The sequence below is a fragment of the Levilactobacillus suantsaiihabitans genome (assembly GCF_004745505.1).
Lineage (GTDB): Bacteria > Bacillota > Bacilli > Lactobacillales > Lactobacillaceae > Levilactobacillus > Levilactobacillus suantsaiihabitans.
On record NZ_RKLX01000002.1, the window covers coordinates 19,178 to 35,448 of the forward strand.

The 16,271-nt window shown below is 56.1% G+C and carries 14 protein-coding genes and 1 riboswitch; of the genes, 4 read left to right on the top strand and 10 right to left on the bottom strand.

Annotated features, from left to right (window positions below; translation table 11 throughout):
• Positions 1–7: 7 nt before the first annotated feature.
• The 8 genes from EGT51_RS01730 to EGT51_RS01765 all read right to left on the bottom strand — a co-directional run bounded on the left by EGT51_RS01730 (position 8) and on the right by EGT51_RS01765 (position 8,703).
• Positions 8–316, bottom strand: coding sequence for a hypothetical protein (locus EGT51_RS01730; RefSeq protein WP_135367085.1), 309 nt, complete (start codon positions 314–316; stop codon positions 8–10).
• On the bottom strand, positions 309–1,607 hold the full coding sequence (locus EGT51_RS01735; RefSeq protein ID WP_135367086.1) for a Y-family DNA polymerase: 1,299 nt from the start codon (positions 1,605–1,607) through the stop codon (positions 309–311). Before EGT51_RS01735 ends, EGT51_RS01730 begins: the two co-directional genes overlap by 8 nt.
• 636 nt (positions 1,608–2,243) lie before the next feature.
• Positions 2,244–2,897 (bottom strand): thiamine phosphate synthase, encoded by a 654-nt coding sequence (gene thiE, locus EGT51_RS01740; RefSeq protein WP_135367087.1) that lies wholly within the window; start codon positions 2,895–2,897, stop codon positions 2,244–2,246.
• Positions 2,897–3,712, bottom strand: a complete 816-nt coding sequence (gene thiD / locus EGT51_RS01745) for a bifunctional hydroxymethylpyrimidine kinase/phosphomethylpyrimidine kinase (RefSeq protein WP_135367088.1) — start codon at positions 3,710–3,712, stop codon at positions 2,897–2,899. Before thiD ends, thiE begins: the two co-directional genes overlap by 1 nt.
• Before the next feature lie 913 nt (positions 3,713–4,625).
• Positions 4,626–5,414 (bottom strand): hydroxyethylthiazole kinase, encoded by a 789-nt coding sequence (thiM, locus tag EGT51_RS01750; RefSeq protein ID WP_135367089.1) that lies wholly within the window; start codon positions 5,412–5,414, stop codon positions 4,626–4,628.
• A 184-nt stretch (positions 5,415–5,598) separates the two neighbouring features.
• A riboswitch (TPP riboswitch) is annotated at positions 5,599–5,702 on the bottom strand.
• 46 nt (positions 5,703–5,748) lie between these two features.
• A complete protein-coding gene (locus tag EGT51_RS01755) occupies positions 5,749–6,585 on the bottom strand; it encodes an oxidoreductase (RefSeq protein ID WP_135367090.1) in 837 nt (278 codons plus the stop codon).
• A gap of 712 nt (positions 6,586–7,297) precedes the next feature.
• Positions 7,298–8,056: an ABC transporter permease gene (locus EGT51_RS01760; RefSeq protein ID WP_135367091.1), complete on the bottom strand. Its 759-nt coding sequence runs from the start codon at positions 8,054–8,056 to the stop codon at positions 7,298–7,300.
• A complete protein-coding gene (locus EGT51_RS01765) occupies positions 8,053–8,703 on the bottom strand; it encodes an ABC transporter ATP-binding protein (RefSeq protein ID WP_135367092.1) in 651 nt (216 codons plus the stop codon). Before EGT51_RS01765 ends, EGT51_RS01760 begins: the two co-directional genes overlap by 4 nt.
• Positions 8,704–9,250: 547 nt before the next feature.
• Here EGT51_RS01765 and rlmD point away from each other — a divergent pair.
• Together rlmD and EGT51_RS01775 are read left to right on the top strand one after the other, a co-directional pair.
• Entirely contained in the window at positions 9,251–10,786 is a 1,536-nt protein-coding gene (gene rlmD / locus EGT51_RS01770) for a 23S rRNA (uracil(1939)-C(5))-methyltransferase RlmD (RefSeq protein WP_135367093.1), read from the top strand.
• An 82-nt stretch (positions 10,787–10,868) separates the two neighbouring features.
• Complete coding sequence (locus tag EGT51_RS01775; RefSeq protein WP_135367094.1) at positions 10,869–11,312, top strand: hypothetical protein; 444 nt, start codon at positions 10,869–10,871, stop codon at positions 11,310–11,312.
• A gap of 137 nt (positions 11,313–11,449) precedes the next feature.
• Here EGT51_RS01775 and EGT51_RS01780 read toward each other — a convergent pair whose 3' ends face one another.
• Positions 11,450–12,193 (bottom strand): SDR family oxidoreductase, encoded by a 744-nt coding sequence (locus tag EGT51_RS01780; protein ID WP_135367095.1) that lies wholly within the window; start codon positions 12,191–12,193, stop codon positions 11,450–11,452.
• A gap of 193 nt (positions 12,194–12,386) precedes the next feature.
• On the opposite strand from EGT51_RS01780, the gene EGT51_RS01785 reads away from it, so the two are divergent.
• Both EGT51_RS01785 and EGT51_RS01790 read left to right on the top strand, forming a co-directional pair.
• Positions 12,387–13,244, top strand: coding sequence for a DUF368 domain-containing protein (locus EGT51_RS01785; protein ID WP_135367096.1), 858 nt, complete (start codon positions 12,387–12,389; stop codon positions 13,242–13,244).
• A gap of 327 nt (positions 13,245–13,571) precedes the next feature.
• Positions 13,572–13,847 (top strand): helix-turn-helix domain-containing protein, encoded by a 276-nt coding sequence (locus tag EGT51_RS01790; RefSeq protein ID WP_167850118.1) that lies wholly within the window; start codon positions 13,572–13,574, stop codon positions 13,845–13,847.
• 696 nt (positions 13,848–14,543) lie between these two features.
• Here EGT51_RS01790 and glpK read toward each other — a convergent pair.
• Positions 14,544–16,061, bottom strand: a complete 1,518-nt coding sequence (gene glpK, locus EGT51_RS01795; RefSeq protein ID WP_135367098.1) for a glycerol kinase GlpK — start codon at positions 16,059–16,061, stop codon at positions 14,544–14,546.
• Positions 16,062–16,271: the final 210 nt, after the last annotated feature.

The following is a 16,271-nucleotide window of genomic DNA, read 5'->3' on the forward strand; positions in this document are numbered from 1 at the left end:
TCACTTCCTAACGAATCCAGCGCTGACTCAGTGGCCAGCGCACGCGACCGAAGTCGACGAAATGCAGCGTAAGCGCCGTGCCCTGTCGGACCTGGTTGAGGACCCGCTCCAAGACGGCCAGGTCGGTGGTACGCAGCGAATGCAACGGGATCGACCGTTCGCGATGATTTTTTCGTTGAATGTCCAAGAAGAAATTGAAGACGTGGCCGTACTGATTATTGACCACATCCAGGCGGTATTGACAGTGCCACTGGGCCGTAAACAGGGGCTGCAAGCGACGTAAAATCAACTCAGCTTCCTTGGTCTCATCAATCAAAGCTATTCCCCCCATTGTGGCCCCCGACCAACGCGGCCCGGCGCAACATGGTGCCGCCCTTCAAGAGGCTGCTGGCTGGAATGACGGCGGTCTTGCCGAAGCGGTCCCGCAGTTCGTCGATGACCCGGTCAAACTTATCGTCCTTGATTTGGCGTTGGGGGTCTTGAAACAAGTCCAGTTGTAACCGACCGCTAGGACTCAGGCGTGACAGGCCGACCCCCAGGTTGCGGACCGGCTGGCCGTCCCAAATTTCCCGAAACAACGTCACCAATTCCCGGATAATCGTTTGGGCGTTGTCGGTCGGGTCGATGCGCCGGCTGTGGTGTAAGCCACTGCGGCCATCGTCGGCTTGGCCATCCCAAGCAAAGCCGACGTACAGGCTGATACAACTGGTCTGTTGCTGGTGGTGGCGCATGCGGGCCGTGGTCTGCAGGCCAATTTCACGCAAGACCAGCTCGATTTCACTTTGCACGCGGTAATCGCGCGGCAAGACCTGCGAATTACTCCAGCTCTTCTCTTTGGGCGGGCGCACCTGGGTGAAATGGCTGCGGTCGATGCCCCAGGCCAGCGCAAAGAGTTGCACGCCCATCAGCCCCATCGTTTGCTGCAACTCATACGGGTTCACGTGGGCCAGCTCACCCATGCTGTGGATCCCCAGCCGCTGCAGGTGCGCGGCGGTGCGGTGACCGATGCTCCACACCTTGGTCAGCTGCGTGATGGGCCAGATGTATTGCGGAACCGTCTCGTAGGTCAGGCGGCCGATCAACTCGCGGTCGTGTTTGGCCTGCAGATCCAAGGCTAGCTTGGCTTGAACGGGGTTCTCCCCAATGCCGACCGTCGTGTACAGCCCCAGCTCATGACGAATCCGCAACTGAATCTTGCGGGCGACCTCCTCTGGCGTGCGGCCAAACAACCGCCACGACTTGGTCATGTCCAAGATGGATTCATCGATGGAATACGGAAATAAATCGGCATCGGCCACGTACTCGCGAAAAATCTTATTGATGGCCAGATTTTTTTGAATGTAAAGGTTCATCCGCGGTGGCACCACCAAAATGCGCGGGTCACGGGGCACCTCGTATTGCCGGGAGACATTGCTGATGCCAAAGAGCTTTTTGGCCATCGGCGACGCGGCCAAGACCAGTCCCGAACCGGTATTGTCTGCTTCCGACATCACGACGATCACGGATTTCAGCGGGTTCAACCCCCGCTCCACACTCTCGACGCTGGCATAAAACGACTTGTTGTCGATCATAAAGAACATCCCGTGTGGTTCGTGGCTGTAGTCCATGGCACGTTTCCTCCCTTCGTTGTTCTCATTATACGAACACTTGTTCTAATTTGCAAGGGGAACAGCGAAATTAATCGCTAACTTTTTGGGCAACCCACTGGCCTCGTTTTCCAGAATCATTCAGGAAAAATTCACTTGCTTATCCCCTGATTAGCGGCCGTGAACATAGACCGATTTTGTCCACCAACCCGCCACCCTTTAAACTAACTAAACCACCAATTTAACAGTCCGGTTATGCCATTAAATTAACTAACAGATTGTGGGATTACCTTATTTTAGTGGCTTTTATTTGGTAGTCGTGTTAGAATGTACTTGTGAAGTTAGCCCTAGTCAACTAGCTTCCTCAACTTTTAAGCAGGTTTCGATTTGCCGCACTTAAACACGGTGAAATCGGACCTGTTTTTGGTTTTACTGGGCAAAACCAGGCTGTTACAGCTTTTTGGGTGTGTCCAAATGTATGCGCTTACCAATCGAATCTTTTCAACCCGTGTGTATTTTAAAAAAGACCCAGTTCCGAATGATTCTCGGAGCTAGGTCTTTTGTGATAGGCGCTATTCAGGAGCGGCCGGTATTCATCGCCCCCCCTTGACTAAAGTCACAGGTTTATGGGAACGGTCTGCTAAACTACCACGACCATTACTTTTGAAAAGCGCGCCGCATGGCCTGCGTGTCGGCCAAGGGGTCATCACTGCGCGTCAACAGGGTGATGACTGCGACCCCCGCGGCTCCCGTCGCCGCAATGGCTGGCAGAGAGTCGACCGTCACGCCGCCAATCGCCACGATGGGCACGTTGGCCTGCTTGACCAGCGCGGCCAGGCCGTCGACACCCATGGCCGGATCGGCGTCATCCTTGGAAACAGTCGGGTAGATGGGACCGCTACCGATGTAGTCGATACCGTCAATCTGATTGGCCGCCGCCACCTGAGCCGCTGTGTTACACGACAAGCCCACGAACATCCGTCGATCATCGATCTTTTCGATGACCTGCTGAATCTTCTGGTCGCTTTGGCCCACGTGGATGCCGTCCGCATTTAGCAAAATGGCCAGATTCACATCATCATCCACGATAAACGGGACGTTGGCCTCGTGACACTGCACCCGCAAATCGCTGCCCAACGCCAACCGCTGCTCCTCATTTAACGTACTGGCACCCTTGTCTCTGAACTGAAACGCCGTGATGCCGGCATCCAGCATGGTCGCCAACACCTTACGCAAATCTTGACCGGGAACGTCTTGGCTCCCCGCCACAAAGTAGGCCCGTAACAGGCCTGGTTCAAACGTCACTGACATTATTCAGCGCCTCCTTGATTGTAAGCCCAATGGTTCAATGGTCCGTGACCGTGGCCGACCGCGATGGGATTGGCGATAGCTGCCGTCACGTAGTCCTTGCCCAGGCGAATGGCCGATTCGAAATCCTTGCCCTTCGCCAGTTCAGCAGTGATGCAAGACGACAGCGTGTCGCCCGTGCCGTGAGTTCGCACGGTATCGTAGCGCGGTGCCGTCAGCCAAAATGACCGCCCGTCATCTAGTAACACGAAGTCACTGGCCTTATCCGGCGTGGCTTCGTGGCCGCCCTTGATGATGATGTTCTTGGCCCCCAGGTCTTGGAGTGCCACGGCGGCCCGTTCCATATCGGCCGCCGTCGTAATCTTTTGCCCGGTCAAACGTTCGGCTTCCGGCAAGTTAGGCGTCAACACATCCGCCAGCGGCACCAGTTCCTCACGCACCGTGGCCACGGCATCGTCGGCCAACAACGCCGCCCCGCCCTTGGCAATCATGACCGGATCGACCGTCAATGGACCGAACTGGTATTTTTTCAAATTTTCCACGACGCCATGCACGTGAGCCGCATCGGCCAACATCCCCGTCTTGCAGGCCCGAATCTTCAGGTCTGCCGCTAGTGAGGCGAATTGTTCGTCAATTAATTTTTGCGGCAAGGCCATAAAGTCCTGCACACCCAGTGTATTTTGCGCGGTCACCGCGACGATGACGGCGGTGGCGAAGACGTTGCGCTCCTGCATCGTCTTCAGGTCGGCCATCACGCCGGCCCCACCCCCGCTGTCGGTTCCAGCAATCGTTAAGGTTTGTGGAAATTCATTTGCCATTGTTACTCATCCCTTCTGGTTCTACTTCTTTTTATGATGATTAACCTAAAATCTTTGTCACCATGCGACTCTTAGCGTTAAGATTAGTCGCTCACAGCTTCATTGCAAAAACTGGCCGCCTACCGTTCGCCAAATATGGGTTGGAACGCTGGGGCGGACGGGCCGAGCCAAAGGACGGTCTCGGCGCCTCGCTTTGAGCCGAAGCCCACGTCTCAAAGACGCCAGTTCCCTAAGCGGCATAAATCGCGCCGCTAAGGGAACTCCCACGGCTGAACCCATATTTGGCGAACTCTCGGCTACAGAAGTGCATGCCAGTAACAGTCGGCTTAGCCCCAGGTAGTGGCTAAACTAGTTCTAACGCGCTACGGATAATCATTCACTCACCGGGACCTCTGTCTGCTACAGGCTTTAGTTCCATTATCAGCGAACCGAATACGGTTACCCCGGGATTCAACGCGTGAGTTTCAATTTCACCTTTTTGCGACTAATTGGTGGTTAGCTGTTCACCTTCGGCTAAGGCTGGTTAATTTCCAATTCTGTTGTGCTGGGCAACCCGTACCATGTGCGTGACTGCACCCCCACAGCCCGCCGCTGCGAATCACCACTACCGTAGCCGTGAGTGGCGCGAAATCTAGGTTCAGCCGGGGAATTTGCCAGTGGGCTTTGCTGGCAAATTGGTGACTTTGAGACAGCGAATTTCTGGCTCAAAGCAAGCACCGAGACCGCATTTTGGCTCGGTGCGTCCTCCCCCAGCGTTCCAACCTAGATTTCGTGCCGCGGTAGGCGGCCAGCCCCGAAAAATTAGACGTTGATGCGCAGTTGGAGCCGTTCCCCATAGCAAGCGGAACTCCGGCAGGCGCAGGCACTGGTTTCCGCCATTTTCTGGATAAGGCGACCAGCCCCGAAACATTTATTATTCGAAAGCCGCAATGCCTTCGATTTCCGCGACGGTGGCGGTTTGGAGCTTGTCGAGGAGCTTCATGATAAAGGTCCCCGCTCCCAGATTAGGCGTGGCTTCCGCGACCAGTTGGCCGATGGCCGCAAAGACCAGGCAGGCCGTTTGGGCCGCTTCAAAGTAGTCGTCCGTGACCGCGCAGAAGGCCGCCACGATGCTGGAAAGCATGTCGCCCGAGCCAACGTGGATCTGGAACAATTTCGTCCCGTTCAAGACCTTGACCGCCCGCTCACCATCCGTGATGACGTCCGTGGGCCCAGAGAGGATGACCACGCACTTTAATTTCTGCGCGCAGGCCTTGGCAATCGCCGTCCGGTCACCGGTGCCTTCGCCGGCGTCAATGCCCTTGGCCTGCCAGTCGACTCCCGCCAGTGCCGCAATTTCACCGGCATTGCCCCGAATCACGTCGGGATGGAAATCGTTTAACAGGCCGGTCGCCATTTGCATCCGGTATTTTACGGCGCCGACCGCCACTGGGTCGATCACCAGCGGCCGGTGTTGCCGGTTGGCGGACTGCCCCACGGCGCGGATCTGGGTGACCTGCGTGGCGGTGACGGCCCCCAGATTCAGGCACACCGCCCCGGCCAGGCCAACCATTTCGTCCGCCTCGGCCACCTCTTCGGACATGATGGGCGACGCGCCGATCGCGTTGATGCCGTTAGCCACGTCTTGGACGGTCACGAAATTCGACACGTTAAAGACAATCGGGTTTTGTGCCCGTAATTCATCTAGCAAAGCCACTTTCATTGGTAATTCCTCCCTTGAATTGGTCCCGTAAACGGCCACTTCTAGCATACCCGGCCGGTGACACAAACTTGCGGGGTACGCCATGCATTTAACGGCCACCTAACGAACCACTATGTGAGCGCTTTAATTTTTCACCAAACAAAAAGCGGGCCCCGCCTCACGTTCAGTGAACCGGTGGCCCGTTGTGGGTGCCACGACACGTTCCCTTCGCAAGTCTGAACTTGACAGGTTCCAAGGGATCACGGTCGCCCGTATCTCAGCCCAGTGTGGACACCCCTAGTGTTGGTTTAAGTTAAGTATAGCAGGTTTAGCCGTCGACGCAACGCTTCTCATATTAATGGGTAAAACGTTGAGCTGCCTCACCAACGACGTGCCACATGTGGTCGATCATCTTGTCGGACATGAACCGGCGCGCTACCAGCACCTGACTACCGGCCCCCGCATGATAGCGGGTCTTGGGCCGGCGCGACAAGGCAGCGCGGTCGACCAAGCGAGCAATCACGCGCGGCTGACTGGCAAACTGTTTGGCCACCGTCAAGACGGCCGCAGCCCGGTTCGCCGTTGGCCGGTAAGGACCCTGCGCCGAGGTGGCTTTCAAATGGTCGGCGGCGATGTCGGCCCACTCGGATTGAATGGACCCCGGTTCAACGACGATCGTTTGAATCCCCAACGGTTCCAGTTCTAAGCGCAAGGTATCCGACAGGCCTTCAAGCGCAAATTTGGACGCCACGTACCAGCTGGCCATGGGTTGGGCAATCTTGCCGTCCACGGAGGTGATGTTGATGATGCGACCGCTGTGTTGTTGGCGCATCATCGGCAGGACAGATTGGATCAACCGCGCCGCCCCGAACAAGTTCACGTCGAATTGGTCGCGGGCCTGATCCATCGGCACCTCTTCCAAGGCCCCCAGCAGGCCGTAGCCGGCATTGTTGACCAAAATGTCCACGCGGCCGGTCTCACTGACGATGCGGTCCACCACCTTTTCCACGCTGATGGGGTCCGTCACGTCCAGCGCCAGCGTCGTGATACCTAGGTCGTCCAAATCATTCATCCGACTGACCCGCCGCGCACCGGCATAAACGGTGACGCCGTTACGGTGCAGGCTGCGGGCAATCGCGTTGCCAATCCCGGACGAGGCCCCGGTGACCAAAGCTACTTTTCTGTGTGTCATACTTATCCCTCCAATTGGGTTTTCCTATCTAATTTTGAAATCCGCTACCCCTAGCATAGCGAATAGGTGTAAGCGATTGCAATTAATCTGGCAAAGGTTGAGGCTAAAATTAACGCGCCGATTGTCGTAATGATGGTGTTCTGGAAACTAAATCTAGTGAAACCAGACGCCTGCGTCAGCCAGGGTTCCGCCTGCTATGGGGGACACCTCCAGCCTGAGAAGCGGGCTTCCGGTTCGCTTTGAAGCCTGGCAAAACCCGCCAGTCTCCAAAGTCGCCCCGCGCTGTAGGCTGAGACAAAACCTCAGCCAACACCGCCGACACAGCCGGCTCCACCCTGGCTGCCTCCGGCAAGGTTGACGACTATCAGCAACACTGTGTTAGTGAAAGACTAGTCGTTAATGTAGCTACTACCGGGGGAAGGCAACTGTTACTGGCATGCACCACAGTAGCCGAGAGTTCGCCAAATATGGGTTCAGCCGTGGGAGTTGCCTTAGCGGTACGGTTTATGCCGCTTAGGCAACTGGCGTCTTTGAGACGTGGGCTTCGGCTCAAAGCGAGGCGCCGAGACCGTCCTTTGGCTCGGCCCGTCCGCCCCAGCGTTCCAACCCATATTTGGCGAACGGTAGGCGGCCAGTTCGCCTTGTGAGGCTGTAAACGACTACTTTTGACGTCATGGGATGGCCGCGTCTGGTTGACCAGGCGGAATCAAAGCTAAATCAGCAGCTGTTTGCGGTCGTTGTAGAAGCCGCGGTAGGCCCAGTAACAGGCCAGCACCGAGCCAATGCTGGTCGCCGACATCAACATGAACGTGACCATGATTTGGTACTTAATGGCCCGCACCGGGTCGACGCCAGCGAAGATCAGCCCGGACATCATCCCCGGCAAACTCACGATGCCCACGGTCTTGGCCGAGTCAATCGTCGGCTGCATGCCCGTCTTGATGCTGTCGCGCACGATTTCCTTAGACGCATCCTTCAAGTCCGCCCCCAACGCCAATTTTTCCAGCACGGCTTGGCGCTCCTGTTTGAACTGAGCATTGAGGTTGCGGTAACACAGGCCGATGGCGACCATTGAATTGGAAGCAATCATCCCGGAAATCGGAATCATTTGCGACGGGATGAATTTAATCGCGCCAGCCAACATCAAGACGCCCAGCGTGACGCCGGTACTGATGAGAATGGCGCCAATGGAAATTGGCAAAGCCCGCGGAATGCCGTTACTCCGCTGCTTGGCGTTGTAGCCAGCGTTAAAAATAATGATTAAAATCAAAATGGTCGTCAGCCAAATGTGGTCGACGCGAAAGACGTATTTCAACAGATACCCGACCACAAACAGCTGAACGACGGCGCGGATGACGCCGATGATCATGTCGCGGTCGATGCCCAATTTTTCCTTCCAGCCAATCGCTAACGCAATCACGACCAGGCCGAGGGCCAACAACAAGGATTGATTATTCACAGCTAAATTCATTTGGCACCTCCCACGATGCGGCCGTCTTTGATGGTGACCAACCGGCTAGCCGCGTCGATTTCCGCTTGGTCATGGGTGATGGCGATGATGGTCAGGTGGTCCTGCTGGTTGAAACGCTGGATGAGCGACCAAACGAACGCCTTGTTTTCAGCATCCAGTCCGGCCGTGACCTCGTCTAAGATCAAGACTTCCGGGTAGATCATCACATTGCGCAGTAAGGCCACGCGCTGGCGTTGACCCCCGGACAGGTCCGTCACCGCCTTGTCCAAATCACTGGCCGCCAGCCCGACAACTTCGAGGCCTTCCACGGCGCGGTCCTGGTCAAACGGCCGCTGGCGAATCTGGTAAGGAAATTGTAAATTGTCCCGGACGGTCTCACCGAAGAGCGTCGGCTGTTGGAAACTGTACGACACCCGCCGCCGGTAAGCCACCGGATCATAGCTTTCAATGGGTTGCCCGGCAAAGGTCAGGGTCCCGCTGGTCTTACTGAGCAGCGAGGCGATGATGCGGACCAGCGTGGATTTGCCCCCGCCGGATGGCCCGGTCAGTGTCACCCATTCCTCCTTGTCAATCGTCAGGTTGATGTCGGTGAGAATCGCCGTGTCATCGACCTGGTAGCCCACGTGCTCGAGTGCAATCAAACTCATGCTGTCGCTCCTTTCTGAAATTAGTTTTGGTGGTTGGCGTTGAAAAAGAGTGTGACGACAGGCGGTTAACTGGCGAGCATTAACGGTGCTAGGCAAATAATCCCGGTCCTGGATTATTTGCCTAGCAGTGTTAAGCGGAACCAGTTGCCTGTTGGCGCACGTTTCGGCTATGTGGCGGATATAGACGTGCTCTTCGGCTCAAAGCGAGGTGTCGAGACCGTCCTTTGGCTCGACCCGTCCGCCCCAGCGTTCCAACCCATATTTGGCGAACGGTAGGCGGCTGGTTTACATTGTGAGGCTGTAAACAACTATTCTTGACGCCAGCCAACCCACCACCAAAAACATCTGCTTCCATTGTACCGAAACCCCGGCCAATCGCCTACGAAAACGGCTTCTAATTTTGGTTGGTCAGGGTCTCTGGCCCCGGCGACCGCGAAAGTTTGGTATAATGTTCTAGACCGTAAGTCTTAACGGGCTTAATGACTGAATTTCTAAAGAACGACGCGGGTGTCTGGTAGCGACCGGGACCCGTATCACAGGAGAAAACATGGCAAATTTTGACTCACAGAATCACCGTGGCGGCCGCGACCGCTACGCCCACAATGACCGTAACGACCGGCACAGCTACCGGGACCGCCACCGCAATACTCACGGCAATCACCCGACCAGCCGCGGCTACAATGACCGCCGCCGGCAGGAACGCGAAGCTCCGAGCGTGACCGTGGAAGTCGGCCAACGTTTCCCATTGACCATCAAGCGCATGGGCATCAACGGCGAAGGCATCGGCTATTACAAGCGCATGGCCGTCTTTGTGCCCGGTGCCTTGACCGGTGAAGAGGCCGTCGTCGAAGTGACTAGCGTGGCCACCCGTTACCTACGGGCCAAGGTCCACCGCATCCGCAAGGCCAGCCCCCACCGCGTCGAACCGCGAGACAGCTACGCCGATGCCGTCGGCGGATTCGAGCTGGAACATTTAGACTACCCCGAACAATTAAAATTCAAACGCGACATTGTGGCCCAATCGCTGGAGCGCTACCAACCCCAAGGCTTCCGCCACTACGACTTGCGGCCGACGCTGGGGATGGACAATCCCTATGGTTACCGCAACAAGGCCCAATTTCAGGTTCGCCGCAACGCCGCTGGCCAAGTCGAAGCCGGCCTGTACGCTGAACGCAGCCATGATTTAGTCGACCTGGCCACCTGTTCCGTGCAAATGCCCGTTACCATGACGGTCATGCGCGCCGTGGTGGCCATGCTTCAGGATTTGGACATGCCCATCTACGACGAAGAAGCCAAGTCCGGCATCGTCAAAACGCTGGTCGTGCGCGCGGCCGCCAATACCGACGACGTGCAGTTGGTCTTCATCACCAATTCCCAGAAGCTGCCGCACAAACGCGAACTGCTCGAACGCATCGCTAGCGAACTGCCCCAGGTGACCTCCGTCATGCAAAATATCAACCCCGGTGAAACCTCACTGGTCTGGGGCGACGAGACGATCCATTTGGCCGGCGCCGAAGCCATCACGGAAAAGCTCGACGGCCTGGCCTTCAAGCTCTCCGCGCGGGCCTTCTTACAACTGAACCCCGCACAAATGACCGTGTTGTACGCCGAAGCCAAGAAGGCCTTGGACCTACAACCGGGCGAAACGGTGGTCGACGCCTATGCCGGGATCGGCACGATCGGCCTGTCGCTGGCCGACGTGGCCGAAGAAGTTCGCGGGATGGACGTCATCCCCGAAGCCGTCGCCGATGCCAACGCCAACGCGGCCGCCAACGGCATCACCAACGCCCATTACGAAGTGGGTACCGCCGAAGACCTGTTGCCGAAATGGATCATGGCCGGATTCCGGCCGGACGCCATCGTGGTCGACCCACCACGCACCGGTTTGGACGCGACCTTGATTGAAACCATCCTGGCCGTCCGCCCCGAAAAGTTCGTCTACATTTCCTGCAACCCCTCGACGCTGGCCAAGGACTTAGTCGAGTTGACCCACGATTATCAGGTCGATTACATCCAGTCCGTGGACATGATGCCGCAGACCGCCCGCTGTGAAGCAGTGGTTAAACTAAGCCGCCGTCAATAGATTAATAGGCAGCAACTGCTTTTCGTGTTAGACTTTTAGATAACGATTGACGAACGAATTTTTTAGAAAGTTGGCAAATGACATGCAAGATCCTTTTAAGGGCTTCAACGACGATGATCAAAATAATCAAAATGGTAACGGCCCTCAAGGACTGCCGTTACCGCCTAATTACGCGACCGTCGTGAACCCCGAGACGGGAAACATGCGGATCGCTAAGGTGGGGTTCTCATGGACCATGTTCTTCTTCCCCCCATTTCCAGCCATCTTCCGTGCCGACTGGTATAACTTACTGTGTATCTTAGGGGTCGACCTAGGCGCATCCATGTTACTGATGATGACGGTCCCCGCTGCCCAAACCGCCCAATTCACGATTTCCGTTTGGCCACTGCTTCAAGGCCTACTGTGGGGGTCGCTGTACAACCTGATGTACTTCAAACACCTGTTCAATAAGGGGTTCATCCCCGCCGATGAGCGGTCCCGCGACCTGTTAGCGCGCGCCCACTATTGGTCACAACCAAAAGAATAAGTCATGAGTCGACTGGCAGTTGTTGCTGGTCGGCTTTTTAGTTGCCCTTTTATTTATTGTTGCCTCTTTTCCCAAGCCAAAAACCGCAACCAGTGGCAGTCGGCCGTGGTTGCGGTCTTTTAGTCAAGCCAGTTAGACTAGGCTTGTTTCGTAGGGTAAATCGTGAATTCATTAACGTTGACTTCAGCCGGTTGGTCAATGGCGAAGTTGACGACTCGGGCGATGGCGTCTGGCGTGATGCCGACCGCATCGTACAACTGGTCCATGCCTTGCTTGGCGGCTTCATCGGTGATGGTGTGCAACAATTCCGTATTGATGGCCGCTGGATACAGCGTGGCCGTGCGGATGTTGGTCCCTTCCTGGGCGCTTTCCGTCCGGATGACTTCCATCAGGTTCCGAACGGCAAACTTGGTGGCGCCATACACCCCGGCACCGGGGAAGCTCTTGATGCCGGCAACGGAAGACGTCGTGATGATTTGACCGTGCTTTTGGGTCGTGAAATCAGGCATGACAGCCGCCACCCCATTCAGTACACCACGCAGGTTGATGTCGATCATATCGTTCCATTCCTGCGTGTGCAGCGCACTGATGGGCGAGGTCGGCATGATGCCGGCGTTGTTGAAGATGACGTCGATGCCGCCAAATTTAGCCTTTGCCAAATCAACTAAGCCTTGGACCTCGGCAGCATCCCGCACGTCCGTCACCTGGTAAGCGGCCTGGCCGCCAGCGTTGGTGATATCAGTGACCAATGCTTCTAGCCGATCCGCACGCCGGGCTCCCAAGACGACCTTGGCACCATTGCTGGCCAACAGCTTGGCGGTCGCGGCACCGATACCCGAAGAGGCGCCCGTGATCACAACTACTTTATTTTTTACAGTCATAATAAAATCGCTCCTATTCTTAAATGAATGTTGCCAGTATAAGCGGTTCGAGCGACTCTAAGTCAAGGACCGTGACCCCTCTTTTTAAAATTAATTCTTAAATAATCCTGTACTTTTTCCCGACCGGATTGCCCGTCCCCCCTAATTCTGGTATCTTAGGGAAAACGCTAACCGCACGACGAAGGAGAAATCTATGCAAACGACGCGTCCTGACAGCCCGGTGAAACGCTTCTTCAAAGGCGTCATCATTGCCCTGGGCTTTATTTTACCCGGTGTTTCCGGCGGGGTTCTCGCCGCCATCTTAGGCATTTACGAACGCTTATTAGGTTTCATGGCCCATTTTCGCCAAAATTTCAAACGGGACTTCTGGTACTTTGTGCCGGTCGGCCTGGGTGGCATCGTGGGGATCGCCCTGTTGTCCGCGCCGCTGGAATACCTGCTGGACCGCTGGCAAGTCATTGTACTGTGGGGCTTTGCCGGTGCCATCGTGGGCACGTTGCCGTCATTGAACCAAACGGCCATCGCCCAAAGTCCGCGTGACGCCATCGACCACCTGTGGTTCTGGGGCACCCTGCTGATCAGCGGCGGCCTGCTGTACTTCATGAGCGACCTGTTCGGCACGTTGCCGGCAAACTTTGGTGGCTTCGTGGTCGCCGGGGCCCTGATTGCCCTGGGCGTATTGGTGCCGGGCCTGAGTCCGTCGAATCTCTTGTTGATTTTAGGCCTGTTCACGCCCATGCTGACCGGTTTTAAAAATTTCGATCTGCTGGGCGTCTACTTACCCATCGCCATCGGTGGCGTGTTGGCCATGGCGCTCTTTTCCAAGGGGATGGACTACCTCATCCACCGTTTCCACTCGCGGGTGTACCACTTCATTTTAGGAATCGTGACCGCCAGCACCATCTTGATCCTGGTGCCCAACAGCCACGCCGCCGAAAGCATCTCGTACGCCGGGGCCACCTGGGTGACGCTGGTCTGGAGCGCATTGGCACTGGTGGCCGGCGCTGCCTTGGGGTTTTGGATGAGCCGGTTGGAAGAAAAATATAAATAGACACGTTTCAAGAGAGTGGGCCAAACGGCGATTAGCCGGCGAGCATTAAGGCTGCTAACCGAATAATCCCGGTTTGGGATTGTTTGGTTAGCAGTTTTAAGCGGAACCGGCTGCCGTTTGGCGCACGTTTTAGCTATGTCAAGGTGACGCGAACGGGCCTGGGAGGTTTTGTCCCAGGTCCGTTTTGCTGGATTGATGGCCATTGCTCACACCAGCTGGTTTTCATCAATTTATTTATAACGGCTGATGCTTGCTTTCCTCGTTGCGATTGGGTACGCTAAATCTCAGCAACCGCCACCCACGCCAATCGAAAGGAAGCCCACCACCATGAGTCGTATCGATGACTTCATCCGCCAGCAGAGTGCTGCCAGCCCGGAATTTGCCGCAGCCGCGGTGCAAACTAGTCTGAATTTGGAAACTGCCGTTGCCGTCTTACAGCTACGTACCGAACAAAACCTGACCCGGGCAGCATTCGCCCGCCAAATCGGCCTGTCACTACCCACGCTGACCCGTTTGGAAGCCGGCGACATTGACGTTTCCCTCAGTCTGTTAAAGCAGATTGCTACCGCCACGCACAAACAACTTTCTATCAAATTCACTTAACTGAATGTTGAAAGTGAAATTAACGTGCTGATTGCCATAATGACGGTGTTCTGACATCTAAAATTGGTGAAACCAGGCGCCTGCGTCAGCCAGGGTTCCACCTGCTCTGGGGAACACCTCCAGCCTGAGGAGCGGTCTTCCGGTTCGCTTGAAAGCCTGGCAAAACTCGCCAGTCTCTCAAGTCGTCCCGCGCTGTAGGCTGAGACAAAACCTCAGCCGACACAGCTGGCTCCACCCTGGCTGCCTCCGGCAAAGTTGACGGCTGTCAGTAACACTTGTTAATTAAAGACTAGTTGTCACTGTAGCTACTATCTGGGGTTAAGACGATCGTTGCTGGCAAGTACTACCTTAGCCGAGAGTTCGCCAAATATGGGTTCAGCCGTGGGAGTTCCCTTAGCGGCGTGGTTCTTGCCGCTTAGGGAACTGGCGTCTTTGAGACGTGAACTTCGGCTCAAAGCGAGGCGTCGAGACCGTCCTTTGGCTTGACCCGTCCGCCCCAGCGTTCCAACCCATATTTGGCGAACGGTAAGGCGGCCAGTTCCCGTTATGACGCGGTCAGCAACTAATCCTAATGTCATAAGTCGCATGACAACAATAGTTTCAGTTGATTTTCGTCTTTCAATCTTCAGCACTTAACCACACAAAAGTCCCAACCATCAATTACCGGTGGCTGGGACTTCTTTACGTCTCATTTAATTAGTCTTGATTCGGTTTAAACGCCCGCGTGGCGGCAACGGCCTGTTGCCAACCGGCGTACAGGTGGTTACGGCGGTCTTCGGCCATGTCCGGCGTGAAGACGCGGCCGGCATTGCGGATTTCCTTGATCTCGTCCAGGCTTTGCCAGAAGCCTACGGCCAGACCCGCCGCGATGGCGGCCCCCATGGCGGTAGTTTCCTCATCGGCCGCCCGTTGCACGGGAATATTGAGGATGTCCGCTTGGAACTGCATCAAATAGCGGTTCCGCGACGCCCCGCCATCGGCCATTAATTCAGGGATGTCGATGCCGGTGTCTTGCTTCATGGTCCGCAAGACGTCGCGCGTTTGGTAGGCAATCGACTGTAACGTCGCCTTCACGAAGTCGTTGCGGTCAGTTCCCCGCGTCAGGCCAAAGACGGCCCCCTTGGCGTCGGGATCCCAGTACGGCGCACCCAAGCCGTTGAAGGCGGGTACCACGTAGACTTCATCCTCATCGGTCGAGGCCATGGCCGCCTGCCGCGACTCCGGCACACTGCTGATGATCTTCATGCTCTCGTGCAGCCACGCCAGCGCGGTACCAGCCACCAGGATGGACCCTTCAAGCGCATAGGTCACCTGACCGTCCAGCTGATAGGCAATCGTCGTCAACAGGTTGTGTTTGGACAATTGCGGCTCGTGGCCGGTATTCATCATGACGAAGGCCCCGTCACCGTACGTGTTCTTGACGGTCCCGGGTTCCAACGCCAACTGCCCTAGCAGTGCGGCGGATTGGTCCCCGACGATGCCCGCAATTGGCACTTCGACGCCATAGAATTGGAAATTCTGCGTCACGCCGTAGACCTCAGAACTCGATTTGACCTCTGGCAACATGGCGGCCGGGATGTTGAGCCATTTTAAAATGTCCGTATCCCACTGGAGCGTGTGGATATTAAATAACATGGTCCGGCTGGCGTTACTGTAGTCGGTCACATGAATGTTGCCGCCCGACAATTTCCACGCCAGCCAACTGTCGACCGTCCCAAATAACAGCTCGCCCTTTTCGGCGCGTTCCTGGGCACCGGGCACGTGGTCTAAGATCCAGCGTACCTTGGTGGCACTGAAGTAAGCGTCGACCACCAGTCCAGTCTTTTCCTTAATCGTTTCCGCCCGACCGGCCGCGACCAATTCCTTGGCGAGGCTGGCCGTCTGTTGACTTTGCCAACCAATGGCATGGTAAATGGGTTCGCCGGTGACCTTGTCCCACACGATGGTGGTTTCCCGTTGGCTACTGATACCGATGGCCTGAATGTTTTCCGGGTGAATCGACGCGTCGATCAGGGCGCTAGCAATCACCGACAGCACGCTGTTCCAGATCTCGTTGGCGTCGGATTCGACCCAACCGGGATGCGGATAGTACTGTGGCACTTCCTTGTACCCCTCAATGACCTTACGCCCCGTGTGATCAAAGATCAGTGCCCGCGTGCTACTGGTCCCTTGGTCAATGGCTAACAGATAGTTTTCCGGCTTCTTCAATGCCATATGTAAAACTCCCTCCAAAATTAGCGTTACAGTAAGCGGTTCCAACTCAATTGCATTAATCATAGCACGACCCTTGTGAAAAATGCCAGAGTTTGTCCCGGCGCCGGGTGCGTTTGAAACTTTCTTAAGAAATCAGCCGCTCGTTTTTGAAATTGATGAAACTGGCCGCCTTGCCGTTCGCCAACTATGAGTCGACACGCTGAGGGCCGG

Coding starts and splice junctions, on each gene's coding strand:
- EGT51_RS01735 (WP_135367086.1), bottom strand. CDS start 1,607: ATGGACTACAGCCACGAACCACACGGGATGTTCTTTATGATCGACAAC.
- thiE (WP_135367087.1), bottom strand. CDS start 2,897: ATGTCAGTGACGTTTGAACCAGGCCTGTTACGGGCCTACTTTGTGGCG.
- thiD (WP_135367088.1), bottom strand. CDS start 3,712: ATGGCAAATGAATTTCCACAAACCTTAACGATTGCTGGAACCGACAGC.
- thiM (WP_135367089.1), bottom strand. CDS start 5,414: ATGAAAGTGGCTTTGCTAGATGAATTACGGGCACAAAACCCGATTGTC.
- EGT51_RS01755 (WP_135367090.1), bottom strand. CDS start 6,585: ATGACACACAGAAAAGTAGCTTTGGTCACCGGGGCCTCGTCCGGGATT.
- EGT51_RS01760 (WP_135367091.1), bottom strand. CDS start 8,056: ATGAATTTAGCTGTGAATAATCAATCCTTGTTGTTGGCCCTCGGCCTG.
- EGT51_RS01765 (WP_135367092.1), bottom strand. CDS start 8,703: ATGAGTTTGATTGCACTCGAGCACGTGGGCTACCAGGTCGATGACACG.
- rlmD (WP_135367093.1), top strand. CDS start 9,251: ATGGCAAATTTTGACTCACAGAATCACCGTGGCGGCCGCGACCGCTAC.
- EGT51_RS01775 (WP_135367094.1), top strand. CDS start 10,869: ATGCAAGATCCTTTTAAGGGCTTCAACGACGATGATCAAAATAATCAA.
- EGT51_RS01780 (WP_135367095.1), bottom strand. CDS start 12,193: ATGACTGTAAAAAATAAAGTAGTTGTGATCACGGGCGCCTCTTCGGGT.
- EGT51_RS01785 (WP_135367096.1), top strand. CDS start 12,387: ATGCAAACGACGCGTCCTGACAGCCCGGTGAAACGCTTCTTCAAAGGC.
- EGT51_RS01790 (WP_167850118.1), top strand. CDS start 13,572: ATGAGTCGTATCGATGACTTCATCCGCCAGCAGAGTGCTGCCAGCCCG.
- glpK (WP_135367098.1), bottom strand. CDS start 16,061: ATGGCATTGAAGAAGCCGGAAAACTATCTGTTAGCCATTGACCAAGGG.